The sequence below is a fragment of the Thiomonas islandica genome (genome assembly GCF_055383445.1).
The window spans coordinates 796,068-821,427 of sequence record NZ_AP042391.1; the positions used below are offsets into that span (position 1 = coordinate 796,068).

The window sequence follows — 25,360 nt, forward strand, 5'->3', positions numbered from 1 at the left end:
CGGCGCATGGCTGCTGACGACGATCTAGCCCACTGGCTGCGGTTGATGCAGACCCCGGGCGTGGGCGCGTTCACCGCCCGGCAACTGCTCCAGACCTTCGGAACGCCGCAGCGGATTTTTCAGTCCTCGCATGCCGCGCTTGCGCGCGCGGCCGGCACCGCGGTCGCCAGCGCATTGCTGGCCGAACCCGATCGCCAGACACAAGACCTCATCGCGCGCACGCTGGAATGGGCCGCCCAGCCCGGCCATGCCTGCATCACCCTGGACGATCCGGCCTACCCGTCGAGCCTGCTCGACATCAGCGATCCGCCACCATTGCTCTACGCCCAGGGCGACGCCGGGCTGTTGCGCGCACCCAGGCTGCTGGCGATGGTCGGCGCCCGCACCCCCACGGCGCAGGGCGAGCGCGATGCCCATGCCTTCGCCCGGGCATTCAGCGCGGCGGGGGTGACCATCGTCTCCGGCTTTGCCCTGGGCATCGACGCGGCGGCGCATCGCGGGGCGCTGGCGGCCACCGGCGAACAGGCCGGATCGACCATCGCCGTGCTCGGCACCGGCTGCGACCGCGTCTATCCGCCGCGCCACCGCGATCTGGCGCATGCGGTGGCCGAGCGTGGGCTGCTGCTGTCCGAATTTCCGCTGGGAACGTCTCCGTCGAAAGGCAATTTCCCGCGGCGCAACCGCCTGATCAGCGGGCTGTCCCGCGGTGTGCTGGTGGTCGAGGCGGCCACGCACTCGGGCTCGCTGATCACCGCGCGCCTGGCCGGCGAGCAGGGGCGTGAGGTGTTCGCCATGCCCGGCTCGATCCACAACCCGCTGGCACACGGCTGCCACCGCCTGATCCGCGAAGGCGCCAAGCTGGTGGAAACCGCGCAGGACGTGCTCGAGGAATTCGGCTGGGATACCCTGCCTGTCGCTGCTACCCAGGCCCCGGAGCAATCACCGGACAGCGCCGCCGCCGGCGCGCCCGACTGCGACATCCTGCGTGCGCTGGGCTACGACATTCGCGACTTCGACGATCTGGCCGCCCGCACCGGCTGGCCCGCAGACCGGCTGGGCGCTCGTTTGCTCGAGCTGGAGCTGCAGGGCCATGTCGCCCGCCTGCCCGGCGGCCGCTTCCAGCGCATCGCCCGCGTCTGAGGGCACCTGCGGGCCATTTCCATGGCCGCAACGACACAATGCACCGGCTACCAGACCGGCCACGCGCTGTGCATAGAATGGCCGCATGTTCGACATCCTTATGTATCTTTACGAGTCCTACTGGCACCCGCAGGCCTGCCCAGAGTTCGGCCAGCTCACGCGCAAGCTCAGCGCCGCCGGTTTCGAGAGTGACGACATCCACGACGCGCTGGACTGGCTACGCGGGCTCGACGATGCCGTGAGTGGACTGCAGACCCAGCAGGCGCAAGGCGCCACATCCATGCGCCTGTACGCCCAGCAGGAGCTCGACTGCCTGGGCATGGAGGCCATCGGCTACCTGAACTTCCTCGAAACCGCCGGAGTGCTCAAGCCGCACCTGCGCGAACTCACCATCGAGCGCGCGCTGGCCACCGGCATGCAGCCGCTACCGCTGGAACACCTCAAGACCATCGTGCTGATGATTTTCTGGCGCCTGGACGAGGAGCCAGACGCCCTCATCCTCGACGAGCTGTTCGTCGAAGCGGAAAACCGCGTGGTGCACTAAGCCGCTCTGGCCCCATGCCCGCAGCCGGTCGCCTCAGCTTGCCGTTCCCACAGTTCCTGAAAGACCTCCGATGCCATTTTCCAGACTCCGCATCCGCCTGAGCGCCGCGCTGCTCGGCAGCCTGACCCTCGCCGCCTGCGGCGGCGGTGCCAGCAGTCAGTACGACGGCTCGGTCGTCACCGGGCAGGTGCTGATGGGCCCGCAATACCCCGGAGACACCTCGGGCGGGCCAGTCTCGGGGGCCACGGTGTGCGCGTATGCCTTTCTCGCCAACGGCTCACCGCTCTACACCATCTCCACCCTGACCGCGCCCTACACCTATTTCAACAGCCCGGCGGCGACCTGCCAGACCACCGGGGCCAACGGCAGCTTCAGCTTCAACCTGATCAACGGCGTCTATGGCCCGGTGCTGCTGCAGGCAACACTGGGCAGCTACCAGTTCGGCGCCAGCAGCGCATCGCTCAAGAGCTACACCCTGAACCAGCTCACCTCGACCGCGCTGAACCTGGCGGGCAATACCTCGACGGCGCCGGCCAACTACTTCATCGCCACCAACACCACGCTGCAGGCCGTGATCAACGTGGGCGGCGGCGGCACGGTATCGACCAACATCACCCCGCTGACCACCTTTGCCGTGGCCCGCTCCAACCCGATCAACGGTTTCACCGTGGCCACCTATCAGGGCAATCTGGACAATATCGCCACGCAGCTCCGCATCAACGGTGTGACCAATCTGACCACCGCCGTTCCCGGCAATCCGGCCACCGACCCCAATGGCACCTACGGCAAGGCCATGCTCGGCGTCGAGCAATACCTGGCCACCATGGCGCCCAACGGCAACAACACCGACGACCCCTACGGCGCCAATCTGCTGAATTGGTATGGCCCGAACCTAGGCACGGTGTCAAGCGACTACACCGCAGCCTATCGGGCGATCAACGGCGACAGTCAGTCGTTCAGCTTCAACTGATCGCCTACGCTGCGGAACAGAAAAGCCCGCCCTGCGCCAAGCCCCTCGCCTCACCTGTCGAAAAGCAGGGCCTGATCGGCATACTGGCCCGTCAGTTCAGCGACTGACGGGGCGGTTTTCTTGGTCTCTCCAACCCCCTTCAGAGCAACCTTCGCGTCGCCGAGGAGCTGACCCGCCTCTTTGCGCCTTTCGTCGACCGGGCGCCCTTGTGCTGCCCGCGGCCTGGCTGTACGAATGGCGCCGTGCCGAGCGGCATACTCCCGGTTCGGTAATTTGGAAAGACCGTCTCCAGCCCCTTGCTTGAACTCGTTAAGCGAAGGGCTTGAGCGCGCGCTGGCTTTTTGTTGCCTGGACGGGTTCAGACCACCGCGCCGGCGTTCGGGTCGTTGCGACTGCCGCTGGGCTTGTTGCCGCCGGGCTTGATCAGGTCGTCGCGCTTGACCCCAAACCACATCGCCAGCGCCGCGGCAACGAACACCGAGCTGTAGATGCTCATCGAAATGCCGATGATCAGCGCCAGCGCAAAGTAGTGCAGCGCCGGGCCGCCGAAAAAAAACATCGAGAACGCCATTGCCAGCGTCGAGCCGTGGGTGATGATGGTGCGGCTGGTGGTGTTGGTGATGGCGCTGTCGATCACCTGCATGGTGGTGTACTTGCGGTACTTGCGGAAGTTTTCGCGCACCCGGTCGAAAATCACCACCGATTCGTTGACCGAGTAGCCCAGCACCGCGAGCACTGCAGCGAGCACCGGCAACGAGAACTCCCACTGGAACAGCGCGAAAAAGCCAAGCACGATGATCACGTCGTGCAGATTGGCCAGTACTGCCGCCACGGCGAACTTCCACTCGAAGCGCACTGCCAGATAGAGCACGATGCCCACTACCACCAGTGCCAGCGCCTGCAGGCCGTGGCTGGCCAGTTCGGAGCCGACCTGCGGACCGACGAATTCGGTGCGGCGCAACTGGGCCTGCGGGTCGGCAGCGAGCAGCCCGGTCATGACCTTGGCACTCTGCTCCGAGCTGGTCTGGCCCTTGTGCAGCGGCAGGCGGATGACCACGTCGTTGGCATTGCCGTAAGCCTGCACCTGCGCATCGGCGTGGCCGAGCCTGGCAAGGGTCGCGCGGATGGCGTCGATATTGGCCCCCTGCGGGTAGCCGACTTCCATGACCGTGCCGCCGGTGAACTCGATCGACAGATTGAGCCCGCGGGTCAGCAGCAGGCCGATCGCGGCGACGAACAGCAGCGCCGAGATGATGTTGAACACCAGCGCATGGCGCATGAACGGAATGTCACGCCTGATTCTGAAAAATTCCATGGTGTGCCTTGGATGGAGGGTCAGTGGGCCGGTGCGGGTTCAGTGCAGCTTGCGGCGGGGTTTGGTACTGCGTGGCCGGGGCGCGTCGAGCGACTTGCCGACGCCAGCTGCGTGGCCGGCGACATCGGTCGCCGCAGATGCCGCCGGCGCGGCGGCCTCGGGCTTCCAGACCTGGCCGATGGAAATGCTGTGCAGACGCCGCTTGCGCCCATACCAGAGGTTGATCACGCCGCGCGAAAAGAACACCGCTGAGAACATCGAGGTCAGAATGCCCAGCACATGCACCACGGCAAAGCCGCGCACCGCGCCGGAGCCGAAGATCAGCAACGCGACCCCGGCGATCAGGGTGGTGACGTTGGAGTCGAAGATGGTGGCCCAGGCGCGCTCGTAGCCGTGGAAGATCGCTGCCTGCGGGCTGGCGCCGTTGCGCAGTTCCTCGCGGATGCGCTCGTTGATCAGCACGTTGGAGTCGATCGCCATGCCCAACGCCAGCGCCATCGCGGCGATGCCCGGCAGGGTGAGCGTGGCCTGCAGCATCGACAGCACCGCCACCAGCAGCAGTAGGTTGACCGCCAGTGCGATGGACGACACCACGCCGAAGAACATGTAGTAGGCCGACATGAACACAACGATGGCGACAAAACCCCAGGTCACCGAATGAAAGCCCTGGTTGATGTTCTGCTGACCCAGGCTAGGGCCGACGGTACGCTCCTCGACAATGGTCATCGGCGCAGCCAGCGCACCCGCGCGCAGCAGTAGCGCAGTGTCGTTGGCCTCCTGCACGGTCATGTTGCCTGAAATCTGCACCCGGCCGCCGGCGATCTCGCTGCGGATCACCGGGGCGGTGACGATCTCACCGCGACCGCGGTCGAACAGGATCATCGCGGTACGCTTACCGATGTTTTCGCGGGTGACATCCTGAAAGATCCGCGCGCCCTTGGAGTCGAGGGTAAGGAACACCGCCGGCTCGTTCGTTTGCTGGTCGAAGCCGGGCTGCGCGTCGGTCAGGTTGTCGCCGGTGAGCAGCACCTCGCGCTTGACCACGAGCTTGCCGCCGCCGCGCTCGGGGAAGATCTGGTCACCGGGTGGCAACGGCCCCTGGCCGGCGAGCGCGGCCAGCGCCGCCGGACTGTCGTCGACCATGCGCACCTCGAGCGAGGCGGTGCGGCCGAGGATGTCCTTGGCACGCGCCACGTCCTGGATGCCCGGCAGCTCAACCACGACGCGGTCACGCCCCTGCTGCTGGATGATGGGCTCGGCCACGCCGAGCTCGTTGATGCGGTTGTGCAGCGTCTGGATGTTCTGCTTGATCGCATACTCCTCCTCCTGCTTGACCGCCGCCGGGGTCAGCGTTGCGCTCAGGCTGTTTGGCCCGGCTGGAGGCTGCGCGGCGATCTGCAGGTCGGGGTGTTCGCGCGCGATGAGCTGACGCGCGGCATCGAGCGCCGCGGCATCGACGAACACCCCCTGGATGCTGTCGCCGACGCGCTCGAGCTTGGTGTAGCGCGCGTCCTTGTCACGCAGCGCGCGCCGCAGCTCGCCGACGATCGAGTCGAGCTTTTTGTGCACCGCGGCCTGCATGTCGACCTGCAGCAAAAAGTGCACCCCGCCGCGCAGGTCCAGACCCAGATACATCGGATGCGCGCCAAGCGCCTTCAGCCACTGCGGCGAGCGCGACAGCAGATTGACCGCGACGACGTAGTGTGGATCGGCCGGGTTGGGGTTGAGCGCACGCGCCAGCACGTCGCGCGCCTTGAGCTGCACGCTGGTGTTGCTGAAGCGGTAATTCACCGTGGTGCCGTTGAAGTCGGCCGATTCGGGCTTGAGCCCGGCGGCATCGAGAATCTGCTCGCCCTTTTGCAGCAGGACGTTGTCCACCTTGCTGCCGCCAATGCCGGAAATCTGCACCGCGGGCGACTCGCCGTACAGGTTGGGCAGCGCGTAGATCACGCCCACCACCAGCACGACGACCATGATGAGATATTTCCACCAAGGATAGCGATTCATAGCAACAACCTCGATTCGGCCGCGCATGCGCTGCGGCGTCGAAAGAAAAACCGCGCAGGCCCGGCCCGTGCGGTGTGGTGCGCGCAGGCGTGCGGCCGTGCGGTGCGATCACATACTGCTCTTGATCGTGCCCTTGGGCAGCACCATGGTCACGGCGCTACGCTGTACCTGCACTTCGGTGTTCGGAGCGATTTCAAGGCCGATGTAGTTCTCACCGACCTTGGTGATCTTGCCCACCAGGCCACCAGCAGTCACCACCTCGTCGCCCTTGGCCAGCGCCGCGAGCATGGCGCGCAGCTCCTTTTGCTTTTTCATCTGCGGCCGCAGCATGACGAAGTAGAGAATGACGAACATCACGATGATGGGCAGGAGGCTCATCAGCGTGGAGCCGGCGCTGGGCGCCGGGGTGGTCGCTTGGGCATGGGCAATGGAAATGAAATTCATGGGCTGTCGGAAAGGGTGAGAAGCATCGGCATCCCGGCAAGCCGCCGGGGTCGGTCCATCGGCTATTGTCGCAAAGCTGCGCCCCGGCACCGCGATTTCCGGAATTTGGGGCAACACTGATCAAGTCCTTCTGCGCATACCATGAGGGTTTTGAATCTAACCCGCACCATGAATCCTCTGCGCATCGGCATCGTTGGCGGCACCGGCTACACCGGAGTGGAGTTGTTGCGCCTGCTGGCACGCCATCCGCAGGCGCGGCTGGTGGCGATTACCTCGCGCAAGGAAGCGGGCATGCCGGTGGCCGAGCTGTTTCCCAGCCTGCGCGGGCAGGTCGATCTGGTGTTCTCCACCCCGGACGAGGCGCCGCTGCACACCTGCGATGTGGTCTTCTTCGCCACCCCGCACGGTGTGGCGATGGCCCAGGCGCGCCGGCTGGTCGACGCCGGAGTGCGGCTGATCGACCTGGCCGCCGACTTCCGGCTTAAAAACGTCGCTGAATTCACCCGGTGGTACGGCATGGAGCACGCCTGCCCGGAACTGCTGCAGGAGGCGGTGTACGGCCTACCCGAGCTGCACCGCGCGGCGATCGCCCAAGCGCGCATCGTGGCCAATCCAGGGTGCTATCCGACCACGGTGCAGCTCGGGTTTGCACCGCTGCTGCGCACGCCGGGGTTGGTCGAGACCGATCATCTGGTGGCCAAATGTGTGTCGGGCGTGTCCGGCGCGGGGCGCAAAGCGGAAATCGGCTTTCTGTTCAGCGAGGCGTCCGACAATTTCAAGGCCTACGGCGTGGGGGGCCACCGCCACGGCCCGGAAATCAACGAGCAACTGCGCCGCATCGCCGGTGTCGCTGCGGACAGCCGCGCGGTGGACTGCCTGTTCGTGCCGCATCTGGCACCGATGATCCGCGGCATGCACTCCACCCTTTATGTCCGGCTGACGCCCGAAGGACAGGCGACCGATCTGCAAGCGCTGTACACCCAGTTCTACGCGCAGGAGCCATTCGTCGATGTGCTGCCCGCCGGCAGCACGCCCGAAACCCGCTCAGTGCGCGGCGCCAATGTACTGCGCATCGCGGTGCACAAGCCGCGGCCAGATACCGCCATGATTCTGGTGGCGCAGGACAACCTGACCAAGGGGGCGTCGGGTCAGGCGGTGCAGAACATGAACGTGATGTTCGGCCTGCCGGAAACCACAGGACTGGACGGTCTGGCGGTACTGCCCTGACGCACCGCAGGGTCTTGCGCGGCACTAAAATTAAATTCCATTCAAGGAGAAGCCCATGAGCGCCATGCCTGACACCGCCCCCACCGCCGAAATGGCCGCCCCGCCGGCGCCGCTGCTGTTCACCGACAGCGCCGCGGCCAAGGTCAAGGAGCTGATCGACGAGGAAGGCAATCCCGATCTGAAGCTGCGCGTGTTCGTGCAGGGCGGCGGCTGCTCGGGCTTCCAGTACGGCTTCACCTTCGACGAAGCGATCAACGAGGATGACACGCAAATGGTCAAGAACGGCGTCACCCTGCTGATCGACGCGATGAGCCTGCAATACCTGATCGGCGCCGAAATCGACTACAAGGAAGGGCTCGAAGGCGCGCAGTTCGTGATCAAGAACCCGAACGCCACGACCACCTGCGGCTGCGGCTCGTCGTTCTCGGTCTGACGATCCCGTTTTCTCCGACAACAAGAACCGCCCTTTCAGGGCGGTTCTTGTTTTTCAGCGTCACACCCAGTGCCCCGCGGCCTTGCGGCGATGGGTGGTGCCGGAGGGGTCGATTTGCAGGATGTGCAGCCAGCCGCCATCGACCAGTTCGCGCACCAGTTGGTGCCGGGCGATGATGGCATCGATCGCCTCCTGCGGTGCTTCGAGGAACACCGACAGCCGCACCGGCTCGTGCATCCACTGCTTTCCGTCGTGCACCGACTGCAGCGGCAGGCCCACGCGCAGATCGCCGCCGTTGCCCTCGAGCACGCCGATCGCGCCGCCGACGATGTTGTGCAGCACCTTGTTGCCGCTGCCCAGCCGTGCAGCATCGACTACCGAGCCGTAGTACTGCAGGTTGATCCAGTTGGCCACGATCATGGGCGCGGTCATGATCAGCTCCAGAATCTTGAATCCTGCGTCCTGCTGCCAGACATAGTCATGCAGGAAGGCGCGGCCCTGTAGGTCGAGCCCGGCGGTACGCTGGCGCGGCGCGGCAATGAATGCGGCGTTGTTCGCCAGCGCCCATTCCGGCCGTACCTGCGCCCAGTCGCGGCTGCGGCGCTGCACCTCGGCATGCACCTTGTGGTCGGGCAGGTGTGTGAGGCCGAGGAAGGCGGCGCGCTCCACGCGGGTGAGGTCGCCTGCCTGCTCCAGCCACTGCCGGGTCTGCGCCAGATCGTCCCGCAAAGTCTCGGGCAGATCGTCGGTATCGAACACCCGCACCTCGTCGGTCGTGGTGTCGTGCAGCGCGGGCAGGAACCAGGTGTCGTGCGGGATGGCGATGCCGCGCGCTCGCAGCCCCTGACGCACCGAAGGCTGGTTGAGCAGCGCGGCGACCACCCGCGCGCTGGCTTCGCCGGTCTGCCCGGCACAGGCGCCGCAGTCCAGACTGGTGGCGTGCGGGTTGTTCACCGTGGTGCTGCCATGCCCGACCAGCAACACCAGCCGGGCGAACTGCTCGGTCAACCCCATGGCACGCAGGATGCGCTCGGCGTTGTCCACCCGGTCGGCCTCGGGAATGCCCACGGGCAGCACCCGGCCCGCATGGCTGCAACTGTTCGCCCCGTGCGCCGAAATGACCGGCCGCAGCCGCGCGAAGGTTCCCGAGTCCAGCCCCTGGGTCACCGGATCGGGCACCGGCCGCGACCAGCCCAGGCTGTTGGCCAGCAGCTTGGGGGCGTACATCAGGCCTGCGGCCTCGACGAAGGAAAAGCACGACGCGGCCGACAGCTTGAAGCCTTTCCACGCCTTGGCCATACCTAGGCGCTGGCGGCGCTGCTGCGCAACATGTGGCGTGCCGCTGCCTTCGACCTGCTCAGGGATGCAATAGCTCGGGTTGAAGATCACCGGCACATGCATGCGTCCGCTGTCGGCGCCCAGCGGCAGCACTTCGATGAAGATGCCGAAAAACCCGGCAAAGCCCACGGTCTGCACCTGCGGCGCCACAGTCTCCAGACTGCGGCGGAACACCTCCGAGCGCACATCGATGCAAAACGCCGCCTGCAGCGCAGGCCGCGACGGTTTCGCCGGGGAGGAGCGCTTGAGCCCCTTGGCAATGTGACGCTGCACCCCGACTTCCATCGCCAGCAGCACGATGCGGTCGATCTCGGCAGCGGCCTGGCGCTTGGCCGACGGCGGGCGCATGCTGGCAGCGAGCATGTCATGCCAGCGCGCCACCAGCGCCGAGCTGCGTTTTTCCTGGTAGAGCAGCACGTCCCACATCAGCCGGATGGCCAGCAGATCGACGATGGAGTCGTCGCGCCCCCCCTGCAGCTCGGCCTGCCAGCGCAGGTAGCGCGTCCAAGACGCCCAGCCGTTGATGCTCAGCAGCGCAGCATGCAAGTAGCGCTCGAGCGCGGCGTCGGGGATCTCCAGCTGCGCAATCGCCCAGGCGATCGCCTCGCGCGGCTGTGCGGGCAGGCGAGCGACCGCGGTGCGAAAGTCGCCCAGGCCCATCATTGCCGGGCTGCGGTCGATCATTGCCGCGGCCTTCCAGCTGGCGTAGAGACCCTGCCCACGCCAAGGCATGGCAACAAAAGCTTGGCCGAGATCGAAATACGCCGCGCAGTGCAGGCTGATGCGCTCGGTGACAAAGCTGGACCACAGCCCGCCCTCGACCCGTTCAAGGATCACGCTGACCGGCGCCATGCCCAGCCGCGGCTTGGGTGCGCGGGTGGACAGGGTGTGCAGCACGTCCTGCACGTCCAGCGCGCTGCCTAGGCGGGTGAGCGCCTCGTCGATATCCTCCGGCGTGATGCGGCCGCTGTCCACCTGCTCGCGCCAGTAGTCCCAGGGCATATACAGGCTGCTGCCGGCCACCCGGGCCAGCAGGTCGGAGGCATCCTGAAAGTGCAGGTCACGCAGGCCGAAATACGGGTTGACCGCGACGAAGTGCTTGAGCGGCCACAGTGGCGCGATGCGTGCGCAGGCGGCGTCGATGCGGGCGTCGAGCTGCTCGGCGGCGGTCAGGGCTTGGGTGGCGTCGGTGAGGTTCATGTCAGGCTCCGGTAGAAACGGGGGAGGTGGTTTGCAGCGTCGGCGACGGCCAGGCGCGCTGCAGCACGCGGGTAATCGCCACGTCGATGTACAGGCCGTTGTAGAGGTGCACCCACAGCCGCTGGCGCAGCGCCGAGGGGCTGCTGGAGATGAACCGCTGCGCGGCCAGCAGCAGCAGGAACACGCCGATGACCAACGGCACCAGCCAGACCTGTGCCGCAGCTGCGGCGGGCTGCAGCGGCACCACACTGCCACGCAGCAGCGCATCAAACCCGGCGTGCAACAGGTCATAGGCCGCGCACACCACCGCAGCCAGCCCGAATGCGCGCAGCCACTGCGCCGCGCCGAGCACAGCGGTGGTTTGCAGCATCAGCTGCGCGGTCGCCACCGACACAATGACCGCGGCGGCGATCAACGCCGGCTCGTGCCTCCAGTCCAGCCCGAACGCCGCCGCCAGCCCGACCGACACCACGGCCGCCAGCGCGAGCATGGCCACCGTCTGCAACAAGCCGGGCTGCGCGCCGCCGTAGCGCACCGCCGGGGCACGAAAGCCGTCCACCCCGCTGCCCGAGGCCAGAAAGGCATGCGCCTTGTACAGCGAGTGCGCTACCAGGTGCAGCATCGCCAGGCTGTAAAGCCCCAGGCCGCATTCGAGCAGCATGAACCCCATCTGCGCGGTGGTCGACCAGGCCAGCGACACCTTGATGCTGGTCTGGGTGAGCATGACCAGCGCGGCCAGCGCCAGAGTCACCAGCCCGACCAGCGCCAGCACCGACAGCGCCAGAGCCGACTGTGACATCAGCGGACTCATGCGCAGCACCAGAAACGCCCCGGCGTTGACAATGCCCGCGTGCAGCAGCGCCGACACCGGCGTGGGCGCCTCCATCACCTGGATCAGCCAGCCGTGCAGCGGAAACTGCGCCGACTTCAGCGCCGCACTCGCCACCACCAGCAGCGCAGCCACCTGCAGGCCCAGCGGCAGCGACTGCAGCGGCACGGCCAGCCGGGTGTAAAGCTCGGGCAGTTCCAGCGTGTGCAGATGACTGCCGATCAACAGCACCGCCAGCAGCAGCGCGGCATCGCCGATGCGGCTGGCGACGAATTTTTTGTGCGCCGCAAGCATCGCCGCCGGGCGCTCGCGGTAGAAGGTGAGCAACTGGTGCAGGCACAGGCTGGTGGCCATCCACGCCAGCGCGAACAGCAGCAGGTTGCCGCTGACGATCAGCGTCAGGATCGCCGCCAGCGTCCACATCAGCCACAGGTGAAACCGCCCCTGTCCTGGCTCGCGGTCGAGATAGGTGCGCGCAAAGCGCGAGACGATCACGCCGACGAACGACACCAGCAGCAGCATCACCAGGGTGACCGCGTTCAGATAGACGCTGAGCGAAAACGCCCCGACATGGCCGGGCAGAGCGATGGAAAACGCGCTCCACGCCACCGGCGGCCGCAGCGCAAACGCTGCGGCGATGCCCACCGCCGCAGCAAACGCAGCCCAGGCCGCTGCGGTATTCAAGCGAGCGACCGCGGCAGGCCGGGTCGCTGCCCAGCGGCTGCCGAGCAGCCCGGCCAGCCAGAGCACCGCCGGCGGCACCAGGCCGACGGCGGGAGAAACAACAGGGGTGAAGTCTGTCATGGGAATCTCCTCGGTGGGTTTGCAGCGTCGCGGACTGGGCGCGCATTGAATAGGAAGGCAGTCTAGGGAGAGCCAGATCAAAAAACTAATGAATTGTTATCATCAAAACCATTGCCTTTAGGCTATACTTTTGGGAGCGAAGCCGATGCTGCATGTCACCCTGCGTCAATTGCGCACCTTCGAGGCCGTGGCACGCTTGCGCAGCTTTTCGCGTGCGGCCGATGAGCAGCACGTCACCCAGCCCACGGTGTCCAAGCAGATCCGGCTGCTGCAGGAGGCCGTGGGGCTGCCGCTGCTCGAGCAGATCGGCAAGCGCATCTACCTGACGCAAGCCGGCGAGGCGCTGTACGCCACCTGCGGCGGCTGGCTGGAGACCTGGGGCCGGTTCGAGCAGACCATTGCCGACCTCAAGGGCATCAAGCAAGGTCGGCTGCGCATCGCCACGGTGACCACGACCAAATACTTCATGCCGCGGCTGCTCGGCCCGTTCTGCAACGCCTATCCCGGCATCGACATCGCGCTGGAAGTGGTCAACCGCGACCGCGTGCTCGAACGTCTGTCGCGCAATCAGGACGACCTGTATGTGATGGGCGTGCCGCCCGACGATCTGGACATCGTGCGCGAGCCCTTTCTGGAAAACACCCTGGTGGTGCTGGCCGCCGCAGACCATCCGTTGAGCGGACGCCGTAGCATCACCCTAGACGAAGTGGCGCGCGAGCCCTTCATCCTGCGTGAGCGCGGCTCGGGCACACGGCTGACCGTAGAGCGGGTGTTTCGCGAGCGCGGCCTGAACCTGAGCGTGCGCATGGAGCTAGGCAGCAACGAGGCGATCAAGCAGGCGGTGGCCGGCGGACTGGGGCTGGGCATCCTGTCGCTGAGCACCCTGCATGCCGACCCACGTCTGGACGAAGTTGCGGTGCTCGACGTCGAGGGTTTTCCGATCCGTCGCCACTGGTATGTGGTGTGGCCGCGCGACAAGGAGCTGTCGGTGGTGGCCAGGGCGTTTCTGGACTTTCTGCGCGGGCATGTGGACCTGCTCGCGCACCGCGAGCCGGCCGCGCCCGGGCGTCACGCCGGATAGATCGCCCCAAGAATGCGCGGCCCGGCAGCACCGGTGACTGCAGGCAGATTGCCGGGCAGGCCAAGCAGGGTTTGCCGAGCCAGCCAGGCGAACGCCGCCGCCTCGACCTGCTCGGCTGGAATGCCGCAGGCATCACTGAGCCGGCAGGGCACCCCGGGGAGGGCGGCCTGCAGCCGGCGCAGCAGATCGTGGTTGCGCGCCCCGCCGCCGCAGACCACCAGCCGACGCACCTGCGGCATGGCGTGCAGCAGCGCGTCTGCCACGCTGCGAGCGGTGAGCGCTGCCAGCGTGGCCTGCACGTCCTGCGGCGCGGGTGGGGTGGCCAGCCGGGCCAGGTGGCGTTCGAGCCAGGCAGGGTGGAAATCGTCGCGTCCGGTGCTCTTGGGTGCAGCGCGGGAAAAGAACGGATCGGCCAGCAGCGCGCGCAACAGCTCGTCCTGCACTGCGCCGCTGGCGGCCCAGGCGCCGTCGCGATCGAACGGCTGGCCGGTGTGGCGCTGCACCCAGTGGTCGAGCAGGGCGTTGCCGGGTCCGGTGTCGAAGCCCAGGGTGCGGCCGTCGGCGTAGAGCAGGCTGAGGTTGACAAAGCCACCGAGGTTGAGCACCGCGACATCCTCGCCGGTCACGGCGAACACCGCGCGGTGGAATGCGGGCACCAGCGGCGCGCCCTGCCCGCCAGCAGCGACATCGCGGCCGCGAAAGTCGGCCACCACCGTGATGCCGGTGCGCTCGGCCAGCAGCGCCGGTGCGTTGAGCTGGACGGTGTAGCCCAGATCGGGACGGTGGCGCACGGTCTGTCCGTGCGCGCCGATTGCAGCAACCACCCCGGCGCACGGCCCGGCAGTCTGCAGCAGCTCGGCGACCACTGCGGCGTAGACCTGGACCAGTTGCGCCGCGGCAAGGGCGCTGCGGTGCAGTTCGTCCGGCCCGGAGGTGTTCAGCGCCAGCAGCTCGGCGCGCAGCGGCGCGGGCAGCGGGCGCGCCGCATGCGCCAGCACCCGCGGCGGTCCGGCAGAGCTGTCGAGCAGCACGCCATCGACCCCGTCGAGCGAAGTGCCCGACATCAGGCCGATTGTGGACGCGGCTTCAGTCGGCACGGGCCAGCTGGACGACGTCACCACCGCCTGCTGCCTGCGCGAGCCGGGTGCGCAACACCGCAGTGGCCGCGAAAAACGCGGCCTTCTCGCCCGGGGGCAGCGGCTTGCCTTGCGGCACGTAGCTGGCCATGCGCTGGGGATCGACCAAGCGGCCCGCCGCGTGGAACTCGAAATGCAAGTGGGGCCCGGTGGACATCCCGCTGTTGCCGGTTTTGCCGATCAGATCGCCCTCGCTGACTTTCTGGCCGGGTTTGACCGCGATGCTGCTCAGATGCGCATAGACGGTTTCGAAGCCACCGGGATGGGCGATCTTGACCACAAGTCCATAACCGGCCTGCACCCCGGCGAATTTCACCCGGCCATCGGCAACGCTGGGCACCGGCGTGCCGATGTGTGCAGCGTAATCGACGCCCTCATGCATTTCACGCACGCCCCGCACCGGATGCAGGCGCATGCCGAACGGCGAGGTGATCTTGGCGCCGGGCAGCGGAGAGCTCGCCCAGGCCCGCTCCAGGCTCTGGCCCGCCGGGGTGTAGTAGGCACCCTGGCTGTCGTCGCCGCTGGCAAACCAAACCGCCTGCCGTGTGATGCCACGGGTGCGGACTTCCGCGGCCAGCAGCCGTCCTGGGCGCACGTCGCGGCCGTCTAGGGTCTGCATCTCGAACACCAGCGCGATCTGGTCGCCCCGGCGCAGACTGCGGCGCAGATCTATCTGCGGCGCAAACACCTTGAGCAACTGGCTGCCGATGTCCAGCGGCACACCGGCCTGCAGCAGCGCCGTGTTCAGCGCGCCGCGCACCGGTACATTGGCCAGGCGGGTGCGCAGCTGCATCGGTCGTTCGGTGGTGCTGACCTGCAGCGTGCCATCTGCGCCGCCACGCACCTGCAGCTCACGCCACAGTGGCGTGGTCCTGTCGCCCGCGGGCAGCGGCAGTATGGCGTCGAGCCGCACCAGTTCCCCCTGGGCGTTGACCAGTGCGCGCACCGGCTCGGGGCTGGCACCGGCGGACACCAGCGCGCGCAGGCGGGCATCGGCGCCGAGCTGCCGCACGGCGGCAGGGTCGGTCACGCCCAGACGCCGCAGCAACTGCTGCACCGTGTCCTGACGGCGCACCAGCGTGCTGTAGGCATAGTGCAGATCGGCACTGGCGATCGCCTCCGTCTGTGCTTGCACCCCGGCGTCATAGGCGCTGGCGACGGTGACCCGTGGCGGCAGCGGCGGCTGTGCCTCGACCAACGCCCAGGCCCCGGCACTGCTGAGCAGCAAGGCGCCGCCCACCGCCGCGGCAACGCGACGTGGATGCGACCGCAGCACGGCGGTCAAATCGACCGTTCGCTGGGAGAGGTGCTGGACGACTGCGGAAAGTCTGGCGCGGGAGGCATCAACCATGCCGCGCCCCCCTTGCCGGTGGCGTGGCGCTGGCAACCCGGGGAGCACGATCGATCACAGCCAGCAGCCTGCGTGGTTCGGCGGTCTGCGCCATGAACTCGGGCCGCAGCGCAGCAGGCACCGGCGTGCCCTTGGGCGCGTATTGTGCAATGGTCAGCGGGTTGACCGGGGTGCCATGCACGAAGAACTGGAAGTACAGATGCGGCCCGGTGGACCAGCCGGTATTGCCCGACAGCGCGACCACCTCACCCTGCTTGACCTGCTCGCCCACATGCACCTTGAACGCACTCAGGTGCGCGTAGATGGTGGCAAAGCCTCCAGGATGCTCGACCTTGACATACTTGCCGTAGCCCGTGCCCCAGCCCGCATACACCACGCGGCCATCGGCAATGGTCTTGACCGGCGTGCCGATCGGCACGGCCAAATCGATGCCTTTGTGGAACTCGTGGAAGTGCATCACCGGGTTTTCACGCCAGCCCCAGCCCGAGGTGATGCGGTCGTACGGCAGCGGAGAGAGCAAAAACGCGCGGGCCAGGCTGTCGCCGTTCGGAGCGTAGTAGCCCGAAGCCTTGGCATCGCCCCTGGCGTCGAACCACACCGCCTTGTACGCATGCCCCTGATTGACGAACTGCGCCGACAGCAGCCGGCCGTCGGCCAGGGTCTGGCCCTGCGCCTGATAGACCCGGTACACCACGTCGAAGCGGTCGCCCGGGCGCAGACTCCGGCGGAAATTGATCTGGGTGTCGAACACATCGATCAGCTGCGAGGCCACGCTGTGCGGCAGTCCGGCTGCGTCTGCCGCAGCAAAGAAGCTGGACTGGACCACGCCGCTGGCTGCGCGCAGCGCAGGCTCGACGATACGTGTTGCAGTATGGATATCCCAGCCCTGCGGCGTGGCCTGCACGCGCAACTCGCGCCACTGCCGCGCATCGCCGCCGCCTGGCGCCGGTGCCAGACCCGGCAAACGGCCCTGCAGACGTTGCAGCTCGCCGAGCGCGCTGACCTGCGCGCTGACCACGCGCCCTGGGTCGCCGCTGACCAGCGCACGCATCTCGGGCTGCGCGCTGAGCTGGCGCAGCTGCTGCGGATCGGTCACCTGCAGCCGGCGCAGCAGCGACTCCACGCTGTCGTTCGCTCGGACATGCGCGGTGGTGTAGACCACCTGGTCGGCGGTGGACAGCAGTTCGGCCTGTTGCGGTGCGGTGCTGGCCACGGCGACGCTCACCCAGGTCGGGGTCGGCGGGTGCGCCTGCGGCCCCTCGTAAGCCAGGGCAAAGGCTGCGGCGCTGGTCAACAGCAAACCCGCGCCCACCCCTGCGAACACCCGTTTGTGATGCTGGTGCAGCCAGTCGGCCAGATTCCGGGCTCGGCCCTGCCACGCAGCGCGATCGAATTCGACAAAAGACATCCCCACTCCTCACACTTCAGGCCGTGGCGCAAGCGCCGATCCCGACAATGGAAAGTGGCGCCGAAGGCGCAGCCTCCGACACCGTGATGGCGCCACCGACGACGGGCGGCGAGATGCGCGCGACCGCGCGTCTGCGAGCGCACCCTGGGCGCGGCTGGAGGGTCTGCGCGTGGGCTCATGCCAGCCAACCAGCGATCACGCTATGGCACCGAATACACTGCACCCTTTGCTGAAACCGGGTGCAGCACGGACTTCAGGCGGCAAGTCTAGCAGCCTGCCCGATGCGCCTTTTGATTTTCCCCACGATGAACTCCGACTCTCCCGCCGATCTCCCCGACGCCGTGCGCGAAGCGCTGGCCATCACCAAACGCGGCTGCGCCGAGCTGCTGGTCGAGGCCGACTGGATCGCCAAGCTCAGCCGCAGCCATCGCACCGGCCAGCCGCTGCGCATCAAGCTCGGGCTCGACCCGACCGCGCCCGACATCCACCTGGGCCACACCGTGGTGCTCAACAAGCTGCGGCAGTTGCAGGATCTAGGGCACACGGTGATCTTCCTGATCGGCGATTTCACCTCGCGCATCGGCGATCCCAGCGGGCGCAACGCCACGCGGCCGCCGCTGACCCTCGAGCAGATCCAGACCAACGCGCAGACCTATTACGCCCAGGCCAGTCTGGTGCTCGATCCGCAAAAGACCGAGATTCGCTACAACTCCGAGTGGAGCGAACCGCTGGGCGCCGATGGCATGATCCGCCTGGCGGCCAAGTACACCCTGGCACGGCTGCTCGAGCGCGACGACTTCACCAAGCGCTTCAAGGACGGCGTGCCCATTGCCATGCACGAGCTGCTCTACCCTCTGATGCAGGGCTACGACTCGGTGGCACTCAAGAGCGACCTAGAGCTTGGCGGCACCGACCAGAAGTTCAACCTGCTGGTCGGACGCGAACTGCAGCGCGAATACGGCCAGGAGCCGCAGTGCATCCTCACCATGCCGCTGCTCGAAGGGCTGGACGGCGTGGAAAAGATGTCCAAGTCCAAGGGCAACTACATCGGCATCCAGGAGCCGGCGGCGACCATGTTCGCCAAGCTGCTGTCGATCAGCGACACGCTCATGTGGCGGTATTTCGAGCTGCTGTCGTTTCGCCCGATGCAGGAGATCGCCGCACTCAAGGCCGAGGTCGAGGCCGGGCGCAATCCCAAGGAAGTCAAGGTGCTGCTGGCCCGCGAGATCGTCACCCGCTTCCACTCGGCTGCCGCAGCCGATGCTGCAGAGGCCGACTTCGCGCTGCGCGCCAGCGGCGGCATCCCCGACGACATTCCCGAGGTGCGCCTGACGCTGCCCGAAGGCGGCCTGGCCCTGCCGCAGGCACTCAAGCAGGCCGGGCTGGTGCCGTCCACCGCCGAGGGCGTGCGCATGATCGAGCAGCGCGGCGTGCGCATCGACGGCACGGTGGCCGAAGACCGCGCCCTCAAGCTCTCTGCCGGCACCGTGGTGCTGCAGGTGGGCAAGCGCAAGTTTGCGCGGGTGACGCTGGGCTGAAGCGGCGCGGGCCAGCGCGTTCGGTCAGGCTTTTTTCACCAGCCGGATCAGCCACAGCAGCACGATGGCGCCGATGGTCGCCACCACCAGACTGGGCACGATGCCCACCCCCGGGAACAGCCCCAGCGCGTTGAAGAGAAAGCCGCCGATGAACGCGCCGACCACGCCGACCACCATGTCGCCCAGCAGGCCGAAGCCGCCGCCGCGCATGATTTTGCCGGCCAGCCACCCGGCGATCAGGCCGATGAGCAGAAATCCGATGAGTCCCATGCCATGCTCCCTCGCCCGCAGGCGGTTAACGATGGATGCAAGGTATCACCCTTGGGACGGAATTGTCCTACGCGCCGCGCAGCACCCGCGCCAGATAGGGGCCGGTGACGCTGCTTGGATTGCCGGCAATCGCCTCGGGCGGGCCTTCGGCGATCAGTCGCCCGCCGCTGGCGCCGCCGCCGGGGCCGAGTTCGACGACCCAGTCGGCGCTGGCAATCACGTCCAGGTTGTGCTCGATGATCACGATGGTGTTGCCGGCGTCGCGCAGCCTGGACAGCACACCGAGCAGCAGCTCGATGTCTGCAAAGTGCAGGCCGGTGGTCGGCTCGTCGAGGATGTACAGGGTGCGTCCGGTGTCGCGCTTGGACAGTTCGAGCGCGAGCTTGACCCGTTGCGCCTCGCCGCCCGACAGGGTAATGGCCGACTGCCCCAGGCGAATGTAGCCCAGGCCTACGTCCTTGAGGGTTTGCAGCTTGCGAGCAATGGCGGGCACGGCGGAGAAGGTGTCCAGCGCCTGGTCGACCGTGAGGTCCAGTGCCTGTGCGATGTTCAGGCCGCGATAGGTGACTTCCAGCGTTTCGCGGTTGTAGCGCTGGCCGCCGCACACGTCGCACGGCACGTACAGGTCGGGCATGAAATGCATTTCCACCTTCACCGCGCCATCGCCCTGGCAGGCTTCGCAGCGCCCGCCCTTGACGTTGAACGAAAACCGCCCGGCGTCGTAGCCGCGTTCGCGCGCGGTAGGGGTTTGTGCGTATAGCTCGCGGATGGGGGCAAACAGCCCGGTGTAGGTCGCGGGATTGCTGCGCGGGGTGCGGCCGATGGGCGACTGATCGACCGCGATCACCTTGTCGAGTTGATCGAGCCCGTCGATGGCCGCATAGGGTGCGGCCTGCAGCCCGGCGCGGTTGAGTTCCCGCACACAGGCGGCGTATAGGGTCTCGTTGATCAGGGTGGACTTGCCCGAACCCGACACCCCGGCCACGCAGGTGATTCGCCCCAGCGGAAAACGCGCGGTGACGTCATGCAGATTGTTGCCGCAGGCGCCGCGCAGGGTGAGCCAGTGCTCGGGCGCGTCCGGCTGCCGCGGCCTACCGCGAAACACGCTGCGCCGGCCGCTCAAGAATGCGCCGGTGAGCGAGTCGGGGTGAGCCATGACTTGCTGCGGCGTGCCGTGGGCGATGATGCGCCCGCCGTGCTCGCCCGCGCCCGGCCCCATGTCGACCACATGGTCGGCGCACAAAATGGCATCGGTGTCGTGTTCGACCACGATCACGCTGTTGCCCAGATCGCGCAGGCGCTTGAGCGTGGCGATCAGTCGGTCGTTGTCGCGCTGGTGCAGACCGATGGACGGCTCGTCGAGCACGTACATCACCCCGGTCAGCCCCGAGCCGATCTGGCTGGCCAGGCGGATGCGCTGCGCCTCGCCGCCCGACAGGGTGTCGGCGCTGCGGTCCAGGGTGAGATAGTCCAGCCCCACGTCGATCAGAAAGCGCAGGCGGCTGCCGATTTCATGCACCAGGCGCGCAGCGACCTCGGCGCGCTGGCCGTCGAGCTGCAGCGCGCCGAACCAATCGTGCAGTTCGCGCAGCGGCAGCCGCGCCAGCACCTGCAGCCGCTGCCCGCCGATGGTGACATGGCGCGCCACCACGCCCAGGCGCGCGCCGTGGCAGTCCGGGCAGATCTGCACGGTGCGCATGCGCGCCAGTTCCTCGCGCACCGCGGGGCTGTCGGTCTCGCGCCAGCGGCGCTCCAGATTGGGCAGGATGCCCTCGAACGGGTGCTGCCTGACCGTGGGCTTGTTGCGATCGTTTAGATAGGTAAAGGCAATCGCCTCGGTGCCGCTGCCGTGCAGCAGCACATGGCGCACGGTCTGCGGCAACTGCTCATACGGTGTGTCGAGGTTGAAGCCGTAATGTGCGCCCAGCGCCTGCAGCATTTGGAAGTAAAAGGCGTTGCGCCGGTCCCAGCCGCGAATCGCGCCGCTGGCCAGGCTGAGCTCGGGGTGCGCCACCACCCGCGCCGGGTCGAAACGCTCGACCTGCCCCAACCCGTCGCAGGTGGGGCAGGCGCCGGCCGGGTTGTTGAACGAGAACATCTTCGGCTCGAGCGGCGGCACCGTGGTGTCGCAAATGGGGCAGGTCGGGCGGCTGTGAAACGCGGTGAGCGCGCCGCTGTCGGCGTCGAGCGCCAGCGCCCGGCCTTCGGACAGGCGCAGCGCGGTCTCCAGGCTTTCGGCCAGGCGCTGGCGCAGATCGGGGCCGGTCTTGATGCGATCGACCACCACTTCGATGCGCTGCGGCTGCGGCGCGTCGGGGCTGGGCAGGCTTTGCGCATCGACCACCTCGCCGTCGAGCCGAAACCGCACAAAGCCCTGCGCCCGCAGCGCGGCCAGCCGGGCCGCAGTGCCGGTGGGCGCCGGTGGCAGTGGCGCAAGAATCAGCAGCCGCAACCCCGGCGGCCAGGCCGACAGCACATCGACCATTTGCGAAATGGTCTGCGCCTGCAGCGGTTGATCGGGATGGTGCGGGCAATGCGGCGTGCCGGCGCGGGCATAGAGCAGCCGCAGGTAGTCATGGATTTCGGTGACCGTGCCGACGGTCGAGCGCGGGTTGTGGCTGGTGGCCTTTTGCTCGATCGCAATCGCCGGCGCCAGCCCCTCGATCAGATCGACATCGGGCTTTTCCATCAACTGCAGGAATTGCCGCGCATAGGCCGACAGGCTCTCCACATAGCGGCGCTGCCCCTCGGCGTACAGGGTGTCGAACGCTAGACTGGACTTGCCCGACCCCGACAGCCCGGTGATGACCACCAGTTTGTTGCGCGGCAGATCGAGCGAGATGTTTTTCAGATTGTGGGTGCGCGCCCCGCGCACGCGGATCAGCGCATCTGCCGGGGCAGGGTCGGGCGGCTGGTGCGTGGTGGCGGAATCTGTCATCGGAGCAAGCTGCAAAAGGCCAACCCGACACTATAAGGGGCAAGCGCGACCGCCGCTCACACCCACCCACCCAGACCCGTTCGTGGGGTGGCAAGGCCGGCAGCGTCGGCGCCAAGTGAAACCGCGTGTAACAACCGGCATTCTTGCCCGACTCGTCAGCAAAACGGATGCTTTTTGCGCGAAAATGCGCCCTTGCCGCAAAGCGGGCCGGTTGCCCCAGTCGGCATCCGGCTTCCGCCCCCCAGGTCCGACCCGCGGCCTCCGCAGTGCTCTCCCATGGCTTCCAAAACCTCCCGACGATCCCTCACCGCCCGCGCCGACGATGCGATGACTCCTGCCGAGCGCCGCGCCAGCATGACGCTCGCCTCGATCTACGGCTTGCGCATGCTCGGGCTGTTTTTCATCCTGCCGGTGTTCGCGGTGTATGCGCAGCATCTGCCGCAGGGGCATGACAAGTTTCTCGTCGGGCTGGCGCTGGGTATTTACGGCTTGACGCAGGCGCTGATGCAAATCCCGTTCGGGCTGGCCAGCGATCACTTCGGCCGCAAGCCGGTGATGGTGTTCGGGCTGGCGCTGTTTGCGCTCGGCTCGTTCCTCGCGGGGGCGAGCGACAACCTCTATCTCATCATCGCCGGTCGCGCGATCCAGGGCTCGGGGGCGATCTCCGCTGCCATTTCCGCACTGATTGCCGACTCCACCCGCGAGCAGCATCGCACCAAAGCCATGGCCATGGTCGGCATGAGCATCGGCATGGCGTTCATCCTGTCGCTGCTGCTCGGCCCGCCGATCTACCACGCGATTTCGGTACCCGGCATGTTCCAGCTCACCGGCGTGCTCGCGCTGGGGGCGATCGCGGTCGTCATCTGGGTGGTGCCCAGCGTGCCGATGGTCACGCACGCAGAGGAGGTCGAGGGCCACTGGGCACGCGCGGTGTTTGCGCCGGCGCTGCTCAAGCTCGACTTTTCGATCTTCGTCGTCAACTTTCTGCAGGTCAGCATGTTCGTCGTCGTGCCGGTGGCGCTGGTGCAGTACGCCAGCATTCCGCTGCTGCATCACTGGATGGTCTACCTGCCGGTCACGCTGATCTCGTTCGCGCTGGCGATTCCGGGGATCATCTGGGCCGAGAAATACGGCTACATGAAACCCGTGTTCGTCGGCAGCGTGGCGCTGCTGGTGCTGACCATGCTGGGTTTTGCCGCGGGCTACAAGCACCCGGTGGCGCTGATCGCGGCGCTGTTCTTCTTCTTCCTGGCGTTCAATGTGATGGAGGCGCTGCTGCCTTCGCTGGTGTCGCGCACCGCGCCGCCCAACCGCAAGGGGCTGGCGCTGGGCATCTACAACACCGGGCAATCGCTCGGGCTGTTTGCCGGCGGCGCGGTCGGCGGTCTGTTGGCGCAGTACGCCAGTAAGGAAGGTGTGTTCCTGGTGGCTGCGGCACTGGCAGCCATCTGGTTGGTCGTTGCCACCACCATCGAGCCGCCGCAGCGGCACAAAGCCGCCGAGGCCACGCCAGCGCGGCCTCAGAACGCCTGATTCCGTCGGGCGGCCTGCTGGTGGCTGGCGCTATGCTTGTCGTCTGAGCAGCGCACGTTGCGCCACGCAATCCAGGACACACCATGGCCTCTGTCAACAAAGTCATCCTCATCGGCAATCTCGGCCGCGATCCCGAAACCCGCTACGCGCCCAGCGGCGCGGCGATCTGCAACATCACCCTGGCCACCACGCGCAACTGGAAAGACAAGACCAGCGGCGAAAAGCGCGAGGAAACCGAATGGCACCGGGTGGTGTTCTATGACCGTCTGGCCGAAATCGCCGGGGAATATCTCAAGAAGGGCCGCCCGGTCTATGTCGAGGGGCGGCTGAAAACCCGCAAGTGGACCGACAAGGACGGCGTCGAGAAATACACCACCGAGATCATCGCCGAGGAGATGCAGCTGCTGGGCAGCCGCGACGGTGGCGGCGCAGCAGACGACGAGGGCTACGGCCGCAGCCGCGACAACGCTGCCACAGGTCGCCCCGCCCCGACCCGTGCGCCGGCAACCAGCAAGCCGCCGAGCGACTTCGCCGACATGGACGACGACATCCCCTTCTGACCGCACACGCCGCCCTCCGCACGGCAGACGGGGGCGATGCGCCGCCTGCCGCGCAGGCCCGGCGTCAGGCGGCGGGCTTGCGCGCCACCGCGTCGATCAGCGCCGAGCGGCCGACATGGCCGCGGCCTTCGTTGAGCACGGCCTCGTGCTGCTGCAGCAGCAGCCACTGCGCCTGCGGCAGCAGTTCGCGCAGCAGCTCCAGGGTGTAGAGATGATCGCGCCGACCCGGGCCGCCGGTGCCGTAAGCCAGTTGCTCCACCGCGTAGCCTTCGACCAGCAGCAGACCGCCGGGTTTGAGGGTGCGCCACATCCAGGAAAACAGCCGCGTGCGCAGATCCGGGTCGGCAAACTGCACGAAGATTGCCACCACGGCGTCAAATCGCTCAGGCGACCAGTCCCATTCGTCGACCGCGGCAACATGGAAATCCACCTCGACGCCGCGCTCGGTTGCCCAGCGCCGCGCCTTGTCGACCGCGATCGGCGAGATGTCGAAGGCGCTGACCTGATGCCCCTGCTCGGCCAACCAAATGCTGTTGCGCCCCTCGCCGTCGGCAACGCTCAGGATGCGGCTGCCCGGCGCGAGCCGGGACGATTCACGCACCAGAAAGGCATTGGGCTCGGCACCGTAGTGCAGTCCGGGTTGGGAGAAACGGGCGTTCCAGGTGTCGCGCGCGTCGGCAAAGCCGGCAGATGCGCGGGGGGCAGGCGATTGGGTGTTCATGACGGTTGCAACGGTTGTCGCAGAGCCGTCATTTTGCGCGCTTATTTGAGTTTCTGCCCGGCGCCGTCGAACACCGATACCGTGACCGGAATGCCCTGGCGCACGCTCTCGCCCACGGTACAGAACTGCTCGAACTGCATCAGCACCCGATCCAGACGTTCCATGCCCTGCGCGGCGGCGCCCATGCGGATGTCCACGGCAATCGACAGCACGCGCAGACGGCCCGCGACGTTGCGGCCGATCTCGGCGGTGGCCGTGGTGGTCAGCCCCTTGGGGTCGAGCTTGAACTTGGTCAGCGCGAAATACAGGCTGGAGGTCATGCAGTTGCCCACTGCGGCGAGCAGCAGGTGCGAGGGCGACGGCCCCACGCCCGCGCCCAGAGGTGGCGGCTCGTCCGACACGATGGCTGGACGGTCGGGCGCGTAATGGATGTCGAACTGATAGTCCTTGATCTGTCTGAGGGTGACGCTGGGAGGTTGTTTGTCGTCCATGAACGTTCCTGAGTGGCAGCGCTGCAAACGCACAGCAACAATTGTCCGCCGCATTCGTTGCGGGCCGTTTGTTTCCGGTGAA

The 25,360-nt window shown here is 67.1% G+C and carries 21 protein-coding genes; 9 read left to right on the forward strand and 12 right to left on the reverse strand.

Annotated features, from left to right (window positions below):
* Window positions 1-6 precede the first annotated feature (6 nt).
* From dprA to ACZ47F_RS03855, 3 genes are all read left to right on the forward strand, one after another.
* Window positions 7-1,140, forward strand: coding sequence for a DNA-processing protein DprA (gene dprA, locus ACZ47F_RS03845; RefSeq protein ID WP_464925977.1), 1,134 nt, complete (start codon window positions 7-9; stop codon window positions 1,138-1,140).
* Between the two features lie 85 nt (window positions 1,141-1,225).
* On the forward strand, window positions 1,226-1,684 hold the full coding sequence (locus ACZ47F_RS03850; protein WP_464925978.1) for a Smg family protein: 459 nt from the start codon (window positions 1,226-1,228) through the stop codon (window positions 1,682-1,684).
* A 70-nt stretch (window positions 1,685-1,754) separates the two neighbouring features.
* The gene (locus ACZ47F_RS03855) at window positions 1,755-2,654 is read left to right on the forward strand and encodes a hypothetical protein (RefSeq protein ID WP_464925979.1); all 900 of its coding nucleotides are present in this window, start codon (window positions 1,755-1,757) and stop codon (window positions 2,652-2,654) included.
* 358 nt (window positions 2,655-3,012) lie between these two features.
* Here the strand turns inward: ACZ47F_RS03855 and secF are convergent, their stop codons facing one another.
* From secF to yajC, 3 genes are all read right to left on the reverse strand, one after another.
* Entirely contained in the window at window positions 3,013-3,969 is a 957-nt protein-coding gene (gene secF / locus ACZ47F_RS03860; protein ID WP_464925980.1) for a protein translocase subunit SecF, read from the reverse strand.
* A 39-nt stretch (window positions 3,970-4,008) separates the two neighbouring features.
* Window positions 4,009-5,976, reverse strand: coding sequence for a protein translocase subunit SecD (gene secD, locus ACZ47F_RS03865; RefSeq protein WP_464925981.1), 1,968 nt, complete (start codon window positions 5,974-5,976; stop codon window positions 4,009-4,011).
* 108 nt (window positions 5,977-6,084) lie between these two features.
* Entirely contained in the window at window positions 6,085-6,420 is a 336-nt protein-coding gene (gene yajC / locus ACZ47F_RS03870; protein WP_464925982.1) for a preprotein translocase subunit YajC, read from the reverse strand.
* 168 nt (window positions 6,421-6,588) lie between these two features.
* On the opposite strand from yajC, the gene argC reads away from it, so the two are divergent.
* Complete coding sequence (gene argC, locus ACZ47F_RS03875; protein ID WP_464925983.1) at window positions 6,589-7,647, forward strand: N-acetyl-gamma-glutamyl-phosphate reductase; 1,059 nt, start codon at window positions 6,589-6,591, stop codon at window positions 7,645-7,647.
* Between the two features lie 55 nt (window positions 7,648-7,702).
* Window positions 7,703-8,080: an iron-sulfur cluster insertion protein ErpA gene (gene erpA, locus ACZ47F_RS03880; RefSeq protein WP_464925984.1), complete on the forward strand. Its 378-nt coding sequence runs from the start codon at window positions 7,703-7,705 to the stop codon at window positions 8,078-8,080.
* Between the two features lie 60 nt (window positions 8,081-8,140).
* Here the strand turns inward: erpA and ACZ47F_RS03885 are convergent, their stop codons facing one another.
* Both ACZ47F_RS03885 and ACZ47F_RS03890 read right to left on the reverse strand, forming a co-directional pair.
* Complete coding sequence (locus ACZ47F_RS03885; protein ID WP_464925985.1) at window positions 8,141-10,618, reverse strand: YbcC family protein; 2,478 nt, start codon at window positions 10,616-10,618, stop codon at window positions 8,141-8,143.
* A 1-nt stretch (window position 10,619) separates the two neighbouring features.
* Entirely contained in the window at window positions 10,620-12,251 is a 1,632-nt protein-coding gene (locus ACZ47F_RS03890; RefSeq protein WP_464925986.1) for an NADH-quinone oxidoreductase subunit L, read from the reverse strand.
* A 145-nt stretch (window positions 12,252-12,396) separates the two neighbouring features.
* Between ACZ47F_RS03890 and ACZ47F_RS03895 the strand changes: the two genes are divergently transcribed.
* Window positions 12,397-13,332, forward strand: coding sequence for a LysR family transcriptional regulator (locus ACZ47F_RS03895; protein ID WP_464925987.1), 936 nt, complete (start codon window positions 12,397-12,399; stop codon window positions 13,330-13,332).
* On the opposite strand, the gene ACZ47F_RS03900 is transcribed toward ACZ47F_RS03895, so the two are convergent.
* From ACZ47F_RS03900 to ACZ47F_RS03910, 3 genes are all read right to left on the reverse strand, one after another.
* A complete protein-coding gene (locus tag ACZ47F_RS03900) occupies window positions 13,320-14,396 on the reverse strand; it encodes an anhydro-N-acetylmuramic acid kinase (protein ID WP_464926569.1) in 1,077 nt (358 codons plus the stop codon). The genes ACZ47F_RS03895 and ACZ47F_RS03900 overlap by 13 nt on opposite strands.
* Window positions 14,397-14,418: 22 nt before the next feature.
* Window positions 14,419-15,744, reverse strand: a complete 1,326-nt coding sequence (locus ACZ47F_RS03905) for a peptidoglycan DD-metalloendopeptidase family protein (RefSeq protein ID WP_464925988.1) — start codon at window positions 15,742-15,744, stop codon at window positions 14,419-14,421.
* Window positions 15,745-15,811: 67 nt separating this feature from the next.
* The gene (locus ACZ47F_RS03910) at window positions 15,812-17,227 is read right to left on the reverse strand and encodes a peptidoglycan DD-metalloendopeptidase family protein (protein WP_464925989.1); all 1,416 of its coding nucleotides are present in this window, start codon (window positions 17,225-17,227) and stop codon (window positions 15,812-15,814) included.
* Window positions 17,228-17,532: 305 nt separating this feature from the next.
* Between ACZ47F_RS03910 and tyrS the strand changes: the two genes are divergently transcribed.
* Window positions 17,533-18,765: a tyrosine--tRNA ligase gene (gene tyrS, locus ACZ47F_RS03915; protein WP_464925990.1), complete on the forward strand. Its 1,233-nt coding sequence runs from the start codon at window positions 17,533-17,535 to the stop codon at window positions 18,763-18,765.
* Between the two features lie 24 nt (window positions 18,766-18,789).
* Here the strand turns inward: tyrS and ACZ47F_RS03920 are convergent, their stop codons facing one another.
* Together ACZ47F_RS03920 and uvrA are read right to left on the reverse strand one after the other, a co-directional pair.
* Entirely contained in the window at window positions 18,790-19,035 is a 246-nt protein-coding gene (locus tag ACZ47F_RS03920; RefSeq protein ID WP_464925991.1) for a GlsB/YeaQ/YmgE family stress response membrane protein, read from the reverse strand.
* 67 nt (window positions 19,036-19,102) lie between these two features.
* The gene (gene uvrA / locus ACZ47F_RS03925; protein ID WP_464925992.1) at window positions 19,103-21,973 is read right to left on the reverse strand and encodes an excinuclease ABC subunit UvrA; all 2,871 of its coding nucleotides are present in this window, start codon (window positions 21,971-21,973) and stop codon (window positions 19,103-19,105) included.
* A gap of 276 nt (window positions 21,974-22,249) precedes the next feature.
* Between uvrA and ACZ47F_RS03930 the strand changes: the two genes are divergently transcribed.
* Together ACZ47F_RS03930 and ssb are read left to right on the forward strand one after the other, a co-directional pair.
* Window positions 22,250-23,506, forward strand: a complete 1,257-nt coding sequence (locus tag ACZ47F_RS03930) for an MFS transporter (RefSeq protein WP_464925993.1) — start codon at window positions 22,250-22,252, stop codon at window positions 23,504-23,506.
* 83 nt (window positions 23,507-23,589) lie between these two features.
* A complete protein-coding gene (gene ssb / locus ACZ47F_RS03935) occupies window positions 23,590-24,066 on the forward strand; it encodes a single-stranded DNA-binding protein (RefSeq protein WP_464925994.1) in 477 nt (158 codons plus the stop codon).
* A gap of 64 nt (window positions 24,067-24,130) precedes the next feature.
* Here the strand turns inward: ssb and ACZ47F_RS03940 are convergent, their stop codons facing one another.
* Together ACZ47F_RS03940 and ACZ47F_RS03945 are read right to left on the reverse strand one after the other, a co-directional pair.
* A complete protein-coding gene (locus ACZ47F_RS03940) occupies window positions 24,131-24,787 on the reverse strand; it encodes a class I SAM-dependent methyltransferase (protein ID WP_464925995.1) in 657 nt (218 codons plus the stop codon).
* Window positions 24,788-24,828: 41 nt separating this feature from the next.
* Entirely contained in the window at window positions 24,829-25,278 is a 450-nt protein-coding gene (locus ACZ47F_RS03945) for an OsmC family protein (protein WP_464925996.1), read from the reverse strand.
* Window positions 25,279-25,360: the final 82 nt, after the last annotated feature.

Coding starts and splice junctions, on each gene's coding strand:
- dprA (WP_464925977.1), top strand. CDS start 7: ATGGCTGCTGACGACGATCTAGCCCACTGGCTGCGGTTGATGCAGACC.
- ACZ47F_RS03850 (WP_464925978.1), top strand. CDS start 1,226: ATGTTCGACATCCTTATGTATCTTTACGAGTCCTACTGGCACCCGCAG.
- ACZ47F_RS03855 (WP_464925979.1), top strand. CDS start 1,755: ATGCCATTTTCCAGACTCCGCATCCGCCTGAGCGCCGCGCTGCTCGGC.
- secF (WP_464925980.1), bottom strand. CDS start 3,969: ATGGAATTTTTCAGAATCAGGCGTGACATTCCGTTCATGCGCCATGCG.
- secD (WP_464925981.1), bottom strand. CDS start 5,976: ATGAATCGCTATCCTTGGTGGAAATATCTCATCATGGTCGTCGTGCTG.
- yajC (WP_464925982.1), bottom strand. CDS start 6,420: ATGAATTTCATTTCCATTGCCCATGCCCAAGCGACCACCCCGGCGCCC.
- argC (WP_464925983.1), top strand. CDS start 6,589: ATGAATCCTCTGCGCATCGGCATCGTTGGCGGCACCGGCTACACCGGA.
- erpA (WP_464925984.1), top strand. CDS start 7,703: ATGAGCGCCATGCCTGACACCGCCCCCACCGCCGAAATGGCCGCCCCG.
- ACZ47F_RS03885 (WP_464925985.1), bottom strand. CDS start 10,618: ATGAACCTCACCGACGCCACCCAAGCCCTGACCGCCGCCGAGCAGCTC.
- ACZ47F_RS03890 (WP_464925986.1), bottom strand. CDS start 12,251: ATGACAGACTTCACCCCTGTTGTTTCTCCCGCCGTCGGCCTGGTGCCG.
- ACZ47F_RS03895 (WP_464925987.1), top strand. CDS start 12,397: ATGCTGCATGTCACCCTGCGTCAATTGCGCACCTTCGAGGCCGTGGCA.
- ACZ47F_RS03900 (WP_464926569.1), bottom strand. CDS start 14,396: ATGTCGGGCACTTCGCTCGACGGGGTCGATGGCGTGCTGCTCGACAGC.
- ACZ47F_RS03910 (WP_464925989.1), bottom strand. CDS start 17,227: ATGTCTTTTGTCGAATTCGATCGCGCTGCGTGGCAGGGCCGAGCCCGG.
- tyrS (WP_464925990.1), top strand. CDS start 17,533: ATGAACTCCGACTCTCCCGCCGATCTCCCCGACGCCGTGCGCGAAGCG.
- ACZ47F_RS03920 (WP_464925991.1), bottom strand. CDS start 19,035: ATGGGACTCATCGGATTTCTGCTCATCGGCCTGATCGCCGGGTGGCTG.
- uvrA (WP_464925992.1), bottom strand. CDS start 21,973: ATGACAGATTCCGCCACCACGCACCAGCCGCCCGACCCTGCCCCGGCA.
- ACZ47F_RS03930 (WP_464925993.1), top strand. CDS start 22,250: ATGGCTTCCAAAACCTCCCGACGATCCCTCACCGCCCGCGCCGACGAT.
- ssb (WP_464925994.1), top strand. CDS start 23,590: ATGGCCTCTGTCAACAAAGTCATCCTCATCGGCAATCTCGGCCGCGAT.
- ACZ47F_RS03940 (WP_464925995.1), bottom strand. CDS start 24,787: ATGAACACCCAATCGCCTGCCCCCCGCGCATCTGCCGGCTTTGCCGAC.
- ACZ47F_RS03945 (WP_464925996.1), bottom strand. CDS start 25,278: ATGGACGACAAACAACCTCCCAGCGTCACCCTCAGACAGATCAAGGAC.